Here is a 10,142-nt window from a genome sequence, read left to right on the forward strand (position 1 = left end):
GCGATGAAAACCACCCACTCATTCTGGCGGCGTTTCTGCCGCAACAAGGCCGCGGTGCTGGGCCTGGCGGTCATGATCGCCGTCGCCGTCCTCGCCGTGTTCGGGCCAATGCTGGCCGGCAACGACCCCTGGGACATGGTGCAGCAGCCGTTCCTGCATCCGCTGCAGGAGCCGGGCTTTACGATGGGCACCGACACCATGGGCCGCGACATCCTGGCCGGCGTGATTCACGGCGCGCGGATCTCGCTGCTGATCGGCGTAGTGTCGACGCTCGTCTCGCTCCTGATCGGCGTGACGCTCGGCGCCATCTCCGGCTACTTCGGCGGCTGGATCGACGCCGCACTGATGCGCTTTACCGAACTGTTCCAGTCCGTGCCCAGCTTTGCACTGGCGCTGGTTCTGGTGGCCATCTTCGAACCGTCGATCGTGTCGATCGTGGCGGCCATCGCCATTGTGTCGTGGCCACCGGTGGCCCGCCTGGTGCGCAGCGAGTTCCTGACCTTGCGCCAACGCGATTTCGTGGCGGCCGCGCAATTGGCCGGGCAATCGACCATGCGCATCATCGTGACGCAGATCCTGCCCAATGCCACGTCGCCCATCGTCGTGATGGCATCGCTGATGGTAGCCACGGCAATCCTGCTGGAATCGAGCCTGAGCTTTCTTGGCCTGGGCGACCCCAATCACATGAGCTGGGGGTACATGGTGGGCTCCGCGCGCACCGTGTTGCGCCAGGCGTGGTGGATGGCGGTGTTTCCCGGCGTTGCCATCCTGCTGACGGTACTGGCACTGAACATGGTTGGCGAAGGCCTTAACGACGCGCTGAACACGCGCCTGCGGACGAAGGGACGGTGAATGTGATGACAGTCAACGCCAAGCAAGACACCGTGCCGGTGCTCGATATCCGTGGGCTCAGCATCCGGCTGCCCGACGGTGGCGATCGCGCACTGGCCGTGACCGACGCGTCGCTCACCCTCCATGCGGGCCAGACACTGTGTGTGGTGGGGGAATCGGGCTCGGGCAAGTCGATGATCGCCAACGCGGTAATGGGCCTGTTGCCGCGTCCGCACGTGGAACCCGTGGCCGGTGAAATCCTGCTGGATGGCCAGGACCTGCTCAAGCTGGACGAATCCGCATTGCGCGACCTGCGCGGCCAGCAGATCGCAATGGTGTTTCAGGAGCCCATGACCGCGCTGAATCCGGTCATGCGCATCGGCGAACAGCTTGCCGAAGTGTTCGATGCGCATCTGCATCTTGGGGCGGCGGAAAAGCGCCAGCGCATCGTCGCAGCGCTAACCGACGTGGGCTTGCCCGAACCCGAGCAGATCTACGACAGCTTTCCGTTCCGGTTGTCCGGCGGACAGCGCCAGCGCGTAATGATCGCCTGCGCCATGATCCTGCAACCCAGGCTACTGATCGCCGACGAACCGACTACGGCGCTCGACGTGACCACGCAGGCGCAGATCCTGGCGCTGATTCGCGATCTGCAACGCAAGCGCGGCATGGCGGTGCTGTTCATCACGCATGATTTTGGCGTGGTGTCCGAGATTGCCGACCAGGTGGTGGTGATGCAAACCGGCCAGGTCGTCGAAGCCGGACCTGCGGCTGGCGTGCTGGGCGCGCCGCAGCATCCGTACACGCGCAAGCTGCTGGCCGCCATTCCCGGTGGCGAAGCACGCCAGCCGCAGGCCGACGCCGAGTTCCACCGCGTGCTGCAAGTACAGGATCTGTGCAAGACATATCGCACCGGGGGTAGCCTGTTCCGGCGCGGCCGCGAAGTGCAGGCCGCGCGCGATATCAACGTGGACTTGCTGCGTGGCCAGACGCTCGGGCTAGTTGGCGAATCGGGCTCGGGCAAGTCGACGCTGGGCCGCTGCATTGCGGGCCTGTCACCGTTCGACAGTGGCCGCATCGTGTTCAACGGCCGCAACCTGCCACAAGGCGAAAGCTTGATGAAGCGCTCTGGCGGCAAGATCCAGATGGTGTTCCAGGATCCGTACGCATCCCTGAATCCACGCCATCGCATTGGCGCGGCCATCGCGTCAGGGCCGATTGCACAAGGTGTGCCCCGGGCGGAGGCCATGGCCCGCATGATGTCGCTGCTAACACTGGTGGGCCTGGGCCCCGAGGCCGCCGACCGCTATCCGCATGAATTCTCGGGTGGCCAACGCCAGCGCATTGGCATTGCACGCGCGCTGGCCATGCAACCCGAACTGTTGGTGGCGGACGAACCCGTCTCCGCGCTGGACGTCTCCGTGCAGGCGCAAGTGCTGGAGTTGTTTGCCCGGGTGCGTGAGGAGTTCAAGCTCGCGATGGTCTTCATCACGCACGACCTGCGCGTGGCCGCCCAGATGTGCGACCAGATCGCCGTCATGCAACGCGGCCAGATTGTGGAGTATGGCGATACCGCCCGCGTGCTGGGCGATCCGCAACACGCTTATACGCGCAAGCTGATCAATGCCATTCCGAAACTGTCGCGCGAGCCGAAAGCCGATGACATCGCACGCGATGCGGCGGGGCACGTCGGACGTCACGACGCCGCACGCATGGCGCCAAATGACGCGTTTGCACCACCAGCGCCAGCCCTGGCAGCGCGTGCGGGAGGCTATGCATGAGCGCAATCTCCACGGCCACCCTGCCGGTCAAGCGCCCATGCGTGGCATTGCTGAGCAGCGTGCTGGACATGTCATACCTGGCGCCCGCGTTTTGCGAGGCCATGCCCGATGTGGATCTACGGATCGGTGCCGACCTGGGTACCCTGGACGACGTGGACGCCGCCGTGTGCTGGTATCCGCCGCCAAGCGTGCTGGCCAGCATGCCGCAACTCAAGCTTGTGCAGTCGCTGGGCGCAGGCATCGACCACTTCCATACCGATCCACACCTGCCGCAAGCGCCAACACTGTGCCGCATCGTGGACACCGATATGGCTGGCACGATGACCGCCTACGTGACCTGGGCGGTCGTTCACCACCAGCGCGCGATGGGCAAGTACCTGAACAGCGCGGCGGCCTTCCGGTGGCAGGAGCAGCCGATCGTTCCGCCGGCGCGGCATTGCGTCGGCATCGCCGGCCTCGGCACGCTCGGCGAGTCGTGCGCACAGGCGCTAATGAATATCGGTTATCGCGTACGCGGCTGGAGCCGTTCCGCCAAAACCTCGTTGCCGGAGGGTATCGAATCGTTCCACGGCCCAGACCAGCTCGATGCGTTCCTGGCTGGCTGCGACACGCTTGTGTGCCTGCTGCCGCTGACGCCGCAGACTCACGGCATCCTGAATGATGCGTTGTTTCGCCGGCTTCCGCGCGGTGCGCATCTGATCAATGTTGGACGTGGCAGCCACCTCGTAGAGGCCGACCTGCTGCGCGCGCTTGACGACGGCACGCTTGGCGCGGCCACGATCGACGCGTTCGCAACCGAACCGTTGCCGCCCGATCATCCGTTCTGGCGCCATCCACGCATCGTGGTCACGCCACACATCGCGGCACGCACCGAGGCCAGCGCCATCGCGCGGCAAACGCGCGACAACCTGGCCGCCGTGGCGCGCGGCGAGCGCCCCGCGGCCGCCGTTGATCCGCGGATTGGCTACTGAGTCGAACCGAATCCATATTCCGACAACACCATGAACGCCCCCTTCCCCGCGCACCAGAAGCCGACCCGCGACGCGACCCACCTGGCCGCCGAGGACATCGCCGCCCACTTGCACCCATTCACTAACCTGGCCAGTCACCCCAGCATCGGGCCGCTCGTCATCACGCGCGGCGATGGCATCCACGTAGAGGACGACCACGGGAATCGCTACATTGAAGCCATGTCGGGCCTCTGGTGTGCGTCACTGGGCTTCAGCCATGCACGCGTGATCGAGGCGGGCGTTTCCGCCCTGCGCGAGTTGCCCTACTACCACACGTTCAATCATCGCTCGAACCCCAACGTTATCCGGCTGGCGGAAAAACTGCTGTCGCTGGCGCCGGTGCCGATGTCGAAGGTCTTCTTTGCGAACTCCGGTTCGGAAGCCAACGACACGGCTGTGAAACTGGTCTGGTACTACCACAACGCCATCGGCAAGCCGGCCAAGAAGAAGATCATTGCACGCACCAATGCGTATCACGGCGTCACGGTGGCCGCCGCCAGCCTGAGCGGACTGTCGGCCAACCATCGCGATTTCGACCTACCCATCGACCGCATCGTGCGCACGGCCTGCCCGCATCACCATCGCGGCGCACAGCCCGGCGAGAGCGAACGTGACTATTCACGCCGCCTGGCCATTGAACTGGAAGCGCTGATCATGGCCGAAGGTCCGGACACCGTGGCCGCGTTCATCGCCGAACCGGTGATGGGTGCCGGTGGGGTCATCGTGCCGCCAGAAGGCTATTTCGAAGAGGTCCAGGCAGTGCTGCGCCGTCACGACGTGCTGCTGATTGCCGATGAAGTGATCTGCGGCTTCTGCCGCACAGGCGAGATGTTCGGCTCCACCACGTTCGGCATGCAGCCCGACATCCTGACCACGGCCAAGGCGCTGTCGTCGGGGTATATGCCGATCTCGGCCGTGATGGTGTCCGACCGCGTTCACGCCGCCATTGCCGAGAACAGCGGCAAGATCGGCACCTTCGGCCATGGCTTCACCTATTCCGGCCATCCGGTGACGGCCGCCGTTGCACTGGAAACGCTACGCGTCTATGAGGACGACCGGATCCTGGAACACGTGCGCGCGATTGCGCCGCACTTCCAGGAAAGACTGCGCGCCTACGCCGGACATCGCTATGTGGGCGAAGTCCGCGGTGTGGGACTGCTCGGCGCCGTGGAACTGGCGCAGGACCCGGCCAAGCGCCAGCCGTTCGATCCCGCGCAAAAGGCGGGCGCCAGGGTGGCACAACTGGCGCAGCAACACGGCCTGATCGTACGCGCCATGGGCGACACATTGGCGTTCTGCCCGCCGCTGATCATCACGGCGACCGAAATCGACGACCTGTTCGCACGATTCGACCTGGCCATGGCGGACTTCACCCGCGAGACGGACGCATGAGCCATCCCGCAGCATCCGCCCTCACGCTGACGAGCGCGGCCAGCACGCGCCGCCAGGGCATTGCGCTTTTCTTCTGCGCACTGGTGTGCTTTGCCTGCTACGACGCCTTCTGCAAATGGATGCTGCGCGACATACCCGCGCCGCTGATGAACCTGACGCGCTACGTCAGCGTCGGCGCGATCGCCATGCTGTGGCTGCTGCAGACTGGCGACCTGCGCATGTGGCGCACGCCATGCAAGGGCCGGCTGCTGGTACGCGGGCTGGCGCTGGGCGTCGTCGCCACGTGCTTCATGGCCGCGCTGGTCACCATGCCGCTGGCCGAAGCCACGGCCATTTACTTCACCGCACCGCTGATGATGGTGGCGCTATCGCCGGCGCTGCTGGACGAGACCGTAGGCCGGGTGCAGTGGGTCGCTGTGCTGGCGGGCTTTGCCGGCATGTTGCTGATTGTGCGGCCCGGCGGCAACCTGCCGCTGGCCGGTACGGCACTGATGGTGATCTCGGCCGTCTGCTACGCGATGTTCCAATTGCTCACGCGCCAGCTGGCAGGTCGTGTCGACGGTGCCGTGATGTATGCGTGGACAGCACTGGTCTGCCTGCTACTGACCGGCATACCTGCGTTGCTGATGCTACCGCCAACCCTGCCGTCGTGGCCGGTATTGCTGCTGATGTGCGCGGGCGGCGCCTGCAGTGGCGTCGCGCAGTTGCTGCTGCTGGCGGCGTTCCGTCGCGTGGCCGCATCCACGCTGGCGCCGCTAAACTACTTCCAGTTGCTGCTGGCGGTACTGATCAGCACGTTTGTATTCCGCAGGCCGCCCGATGGCATCGCGCTGGCCGGCATCGGCCTGATCATGCTGTCCGGAGGCTTCCTGGCCCTGCGCGGCCGGCCGGCACCCTCTTTCAGGAAATGACATGTCTAGCCTGTCCGATTTCACGTCTTCAACGTCCCCGTTTGCCTCGATCGAGGCGGTCGATCTGGTCGCAGCCGTCGAAGCGCAGTTGACGCAAGCCATTATCGAGGGCCGCCTGCCGCCGGGCAGCCGCATCGTCGAGGCCGAGATCGCGCGGCGCATGAACGTGAGCCGCGCGCCCGTGCGCGAAGCCGCGCGACGCCTGGAACGCCAGGGCGTTCTCATTTCACGGCCACGTCACGGTTTTGCCGTGCGAACCGTGACCGTGCGCGAGATCGACGACCTGTTCCAGGTGCGTCTGAACATGGAGTTGATGGCGGCATCGCTGGCCTGCACGCAAGCATCCGACGCCGGTCTGGATCAGTTGATCGCCATGGTGGACGACATGGTGCGCGATGCCGAATCGCTGCCGCAGATCGAGCGCGTCGCGCGCGACCTGGCCTTCCATACCGCAATCTGCGAACTGTCAGGCAACGCCTACCTGCACCGCGTGTTCTCGCAGATGCTGACGGAAATCCGCATGGTCGTCGCGGTAATCGACAGCGTCTATCACGACCCACGCGCAGTGGCGGAAACTCACCGACCCATTGCGCTGGCGTTGCGCACGCGCGATGTGGATACCGCCACCGCCGCCCTGCGCTTTCATATCGAGGACGGCTGGAAGCACGTCCGCAATGTATTCATGACCAAGCACGGCGCCGACCAGGCGCCCACCATGGAGTCCGCCCTGTGAAAGTCGTCTACAGCAACGAGCACATCGATCATGATCCACGCGCCTTCATCGTCCGCGGGCGCATGAAACGCAGTAACGAGCAACCCGAGCGAGCCGAACGCCTGCTGGCCGCGGTGCGCACCGACGGGTACGACGTGGTGACTCCCGACGATTACGGTGCGGGCCCGCGCGCGGCCATCCATACGCCCGAATACCTGCGTTTTCTGGAAACAGCCTATGACCGCTGGCAGTTGCTGCCCGATGCATCGGAGGAGGTGCTGCCCAATATCCATCCGTTCCCGGGCCAGCCCTGCACCTATCCCGACAGCGTGGTGGGACAAGCAGGGTTTCACATGGGCGACACCGCGTGCTCCATTGGTCCGCACACATGGCGCGCGGCCGTGGGCGCCGCGAATTCGGCCGTGCATGCAGCCGAACTGGTGTTGGGCGGAGAGCGCGCCGCCTATGCGTTGTGCCGCCCACCGGGCCACCACGCGTATGTCGATCGCGCCAATGGCTTCTGCTACCTGAACAACTGCGCCATTGCCGCGCAGCATCTACGACGTATCCACGATCGCGTAGCGATTCTCGATATCGACATGCACCACGGCAACGGTACGCAAGGCGTGTTCTATCGCCGCAGCGACGTGCTGACGATCTCGCTCCATGGCGATCCGCATCTGTTCACGCCATTCTTCACCGGGCACGCGCACGAACGTGGCGACGGCGAAGGGCTGGGCTACAACATCAATGTGCCACTGGCCAAGGGCACCGGCGATGACGCCTATCTGGCGGCGCTGGATCGCATGCTGGACACGCTGCGCGCCTACGCACCCGGCGCGCTGGTGGTGGCGCTGGGCCTGGACGCTCACGAGCGCGACCCATACCAAGCGCTCGCGGTCACTACGCAGGGCTTCGCGCGCATTACCGCCGCCATCGCCAGGCTTGGACTCCCCACCGTACTGGTGCAGGAAGGCGGGTATCTGTCCGAAGATCTGGGGCCGAACCTGTCCAGTGCATTGGGTGGCTTTGTGAGTGCGGCATGAGCGCAGTCGCCATCGCCACGGCCGACAGCGGCCGTTTGCATGCGCCGGCGTCCACGGTACTGGACGCCACCTCGCCAGCCGCACCGCTGGAATGGGCCTACCATCTGCTGGCACGTCACTGGGGACTGTCTGGCGAACTGCGTGCGCTCAGTGGCGAACGCGATCGCAATTTCCTGCTGATACCGGCAGACGACCCATCGGCGCAGCGCTGCGTGCTCAAGATCTCTCATCCTGCCGAAGCGCCCGTCGTGGCGGATTTCCAGACGCAGGCTCTGCTCCATATCGCGCGCACTGATCCCCTGCTGCCCGTGCAGCGCATCGTGCCAACAACGGAAGGCACCGCATCGCTGCTGGCCCACGCACCCGACGGCAGCACGCGCGTCGTCCGCCTGTTCACCTACCTGGATGGCGAGCCGCTGCCGAAAGCGCGCCGATCCCCTGCACAGGCCACTGCACTGGCGACCATGCTGGCGCGACTGGATCTGGCCCTACGCGATTTTCGCCATCCGGCCGGTGAACTTGAATTGCCGTGGGACATCCAGCGTGCGGACAGCGTAGCTGGTCTGCTCGATAGCATCGACGATCCGGCATGCCAGGCGCTTGCCCAGCGCGCGCTGGACCGGTTCGTCGCACACGTGAAGCCGCACCTCCACGCGCTGCGCACGCAACCCATCCACAACGACTTCAACATTTTCAACCTGCTGGTCGACCCGCAGGATCACGATCGTATTGCCGGCATACTCGACTTCGGCGACATGGTGCACGCGCCGCTGATCGATGACCTTGCCGTGGCTGCCGCCTATCAGGTGGACGCACAGGGCGATACGCTGGGCGCGCTTTCCCGCTTTGTGAGTGCGTATCACGCCGTGCTGCCACTACAGGCGCTGGAATGTGAACTGCTATTCGACCTGGTGCAGGCGCGGTTGCTGATGGTGGTGGCAATCAGCGGCTGGCGCGCGGCTCGGGAGCCGGCCAATGCCGACTACCTGCTGCGCAACAACGCCATATCGTGGGCACGGCTGGCCGCCTGCGATGCCATCGATCGCCAACAAGCCGCGGCTGCGCTGCGCGCGGCGTGCGGGCTTTGCTGAGGACACCGGTATGCCTATCGAATCTCGCAACGAAACCTTGAGCGAGCGCCGCGCGCGCCTGTTGGGCCCGGCGTACCGGCTCTTCTACGAAGAACCGCTTCACATTGTGCGTGGAGAAGGCGCGTGGCTATACGATGCCGACGGGCGCCGGTATCTGGACGCCTACAACAACGTGGCTGCCGTAGGCCACTGCCATCCCCATGTGGTGGAAGCCATTGCACGCCAAGCCGCAGTCCTCAACACACATACGCGCTATCTGCACGAAGCCGTGCTCGACTACGCGGAGCGCTTGCTGTCGACCATGCCAGCGGAGATTGGGCACACGATCTTCACCTGCACTGGCAGCGAAGCGAACGACCTGGCCATGCGGATCGCACGAGCGCGTACGGGTCACGACGGACTGATCGTGACGCGCTTTGCCTATCACGGTGTCACCGAATCGATTGCCACGGCCTCGCCTTCGCTTGGCCAGTATATCCGGCTTGGCGATCACGTGCGTACGGTTGCACCACCCGACAGTTTTCGCATCGCGCCCGATCAGCTCGGGTCCGCATTTGCGGACGGCGTACGCGCCGCCATCGCGGATTTGCAGGCCCATGGCATTCGGCCTGCGGCGCTACTTGTCGATACCGTGTTCTCCAGCGACGGCATCTATACCGATCCACCGGGCTTTCTGCGCGAGGCCGTGGAAGCCGTACGCGCAGCGGGCGGCCTGTTCATCGCCGATGAAGTTCAACCGGGACTAGGCCGAACCGGCGATGTATTCTGGGGATTCCAGCGCCACGACCTGGTGCCAGACATCGTGACGATGGGCAAGCCCATGGGCAATGGCCACCCGCTAGCCGGTCTGGCGGTGCGGCCCGATGTACTCGCGCCATTCGCGCAGCAATGCCGCTACTTCAACACCTTTGGTGGCAATCCGGTATCCATTGCAGCGGGCATGGCGGTACTCGACGTGATCGAGCAAGAGGAGCTCGGCGCGAATGCTCGCAAGGTCGGCCAGCATCTGCGTGCACGCCTGCGGCAACTCGCTACGCAAGATCCCCGCATTGGCGACGTGCGTGGGGCCGGCTTGTTCGTCGGCGTGGAATTGGTGGAAGATGTTCGGAAGACACCAGCCACGGCGCTGGCTCAGCGCGTGGTCAACAATATGCGACGCAAAGGCGTGCTGCTAAATGCCACCGGGCCGCATGCAAACATCCTCAAGATCCGCCCGCCGATGGTTTTCAGCGAAAGTCAGGCAGACATGCTGGCGGACACCCTGCAGTCAGTTCTGGCGGCGTCGATGACATGATCGGCGCAAAAATACAAAAGCCCAAAAGCAAAACCCCCAAGCTTTTAGGGCTTGGGGGTTCTGGGTATAAGAGC

9 protein-coding genes are annotated in these 10,142 nt (G+C 64.8%); all 9 read left to right on the top strand.

What is annotated here, in order from left to right:
• Positions 1-3: 3 nt before the first annotated feature.
• Genes ACO550_RS38490 through ACO550_RS38530 form a run of 9 tightly spaced genes read left to right on the top strand, consistent with a single transcriptional unit; the run spans position 4 to position 10,068 of the window.
• A complete protein-coding gene (locus tag ACO550_RS38490; RefSeq protein WP_315598351.1) occupies positions 4-852 on the top strand; it encodes an ABC transporter permease subunit in 849 nt (282 codons plus the stop codon).
• Between the two features lie 5 nt (positions 853-857).
• Positions 858-2,612 carry a dipeptide ABC transporter ATP-binding protein gene (locus tag ACO550_RS38495; RefSeq protein WP_315598350.1) on the top strand — a complete coding sequence of 585 codons (1,755 nt, stop codon included), beginning with the start codon at positions 858-860 and terminating at the stop codon, positions 2,610-2,612.
• The gene (locus tag ACO550_RS38500; protein WP_315598349.1) at positions 2,609-3,583 is read left to right on the top strand and encodes an NAD(P)-dependent oxidoreductase; all 975 of its coding nucleotides are present in this window, start codon (positions 2,609-2,611) and stop codon (positions 3,581-3,583) included. Before ACO550_RS38495 ends, ACO550_RS38500 begins: the two co-directional genes overlap by 4 nt.
• A gap of 30 nt (positions 3,584-3,613) precedes the next feature.
• Positions 3,614-5,014, top strand: coding sequence for an aminotransferase (locus ACO550_RS38505; protein WP_315598348.1), 1,401 nt, complete (start codon positions 3,614-3,616; stop codon positions 5,012-5,014).
• Positions 5,011-5,925: an EamA family transporter gene (locus tag ACO550_RS38510; RefSeq protein ID WP_315598347.1), complete on the top strand. Its 915-nt coding sequence runs from the start codon at positions 5,011-5,013 to the stop codon at positions 5,923-5,925. The genes ACO550_RS38505 and ACO550_RS38510 overlap by 4 nt, the downstream gene beginning before the upstream one ends.
• Before the next feature lies 1 nt (position 5,926).
• Positions 5,927-6,658 (top strand): GntR family transcriptional regulator, encoded by a 732-nt coding sequence (locus tag ACO550_RS38515; protein ID WP_315598346.1) that lies wholly within the window; start codon positions 5,927-5,929, stop codon positions 6,656-6,658.
• Positions 6,655-7,683 (top strand): histone deacetylase family protein, encoded by a 1,029-nt coding sequence (locus ACO550_RS38520; RefSeq protein ID WP_315598345.1) that lies wholly within the window; start codon positions 6,655-6,657, stop codon positions 7,681-7,683. The genes ACO550_RS38515 and ACO550_RS38520 overlap by 4 nt, the downstream gene beginning before the upstream one ends.
• Positions 7,680-8,774 (top strand): phosphotransferase, encoded by a 1,095-nt coding sequence (locus tag ACO550_RS38525; RefSeq protein ID WP_315598344.1) that lies wholly within the window; start codon positions 7,680-7,682, stop codon positions 8,772-8,774. The genes ACO550_RS38520 and ACO550_RS38525 overlap by 4 nt, the downstream gene beginning before the upstream one ends.
• A gap of 10 nt (positions 8,775-8,784) precedes the next feature.
• On the top strand, positions 8,785-10,068 hold the full coding sequence (locus ACO550_RS38530) for an aminotransferase class III-fold pyridoxal phosphate-dependent enzyme (RefSeq protein WP_315598343.1): 1,284 nt from the start codon (positions 8,785-8,787) through the stop codon (positions 10,066-10,068).
• Positions 10,069-10,142 lie beyond the last annotated feature (74 nt).

The organism is Cupriavidus sp. (genome assembly GCF_057315035.1).

What these genes read in the sequence shown, in the direction of transcription:
- ACO550_RS38495 (WP_315598350.1), top strand. Translation starts at nt 858, where the DNA reads ATGACAGTCAACGCCAAGCAAGACACCGTGCCGGTGCTCGATATCCGT.
- ACO550_RS38510 (WP_315598347.1), top strand. Translation starts at nt 5,011, where the DNA reads ATGAGCCATCCCGCAGCATCCGCCCTCACGCTGACGAGCGCGGCCAGC.
- ACO550_RS38530 (WP_315598343.1), top strand. Translation starts at nt 8,785, where the DNA reads ATGCCTATCGAATCTCGCAACGAAACCTTGAGCGAGCGCCGCGCGCGC.
- ACO550_RS38515 (WP_315598346.1), top strand. Translation starts at nt 5,927, where the DNA reads ATGTCTAGCCTGTCCGATTTCACGTCTTCAACGTCCCCGTTTGCCTCG.
- ACO550_RS38525 (WP_315598344.1), top strand. Translation starts at nt 7,680, where the DNA reads ATGAGCGCAGTCGCCATCGCCACGGCCGACAGCGGCCGTTTGCATGCG.
- ACO550_RS38490 (WP_315598351.1), top strand. Translation starts at nt 4, where the DNA reads ATGAAAACCACCCACTCATTCTGGCGGCGTTTCTGCCGCAACAAGGCC.
- ACO550_RS38505 (WP_315598348.1), top strand. Translation starts at nt 3,614, where the DNA reads ATGAACGCCCCCTTCCCCGCGCACCAGAAGCCGACCCGCGACGCGACC.
- ACO550_RS38500 (WP_315598349.1), top strand. Translation starts at nt 2,609, where the DNA reads ATGAGCGCAATCTCCACGGCCACCCTGCCGGTCAAGCGCCCATGCGTG.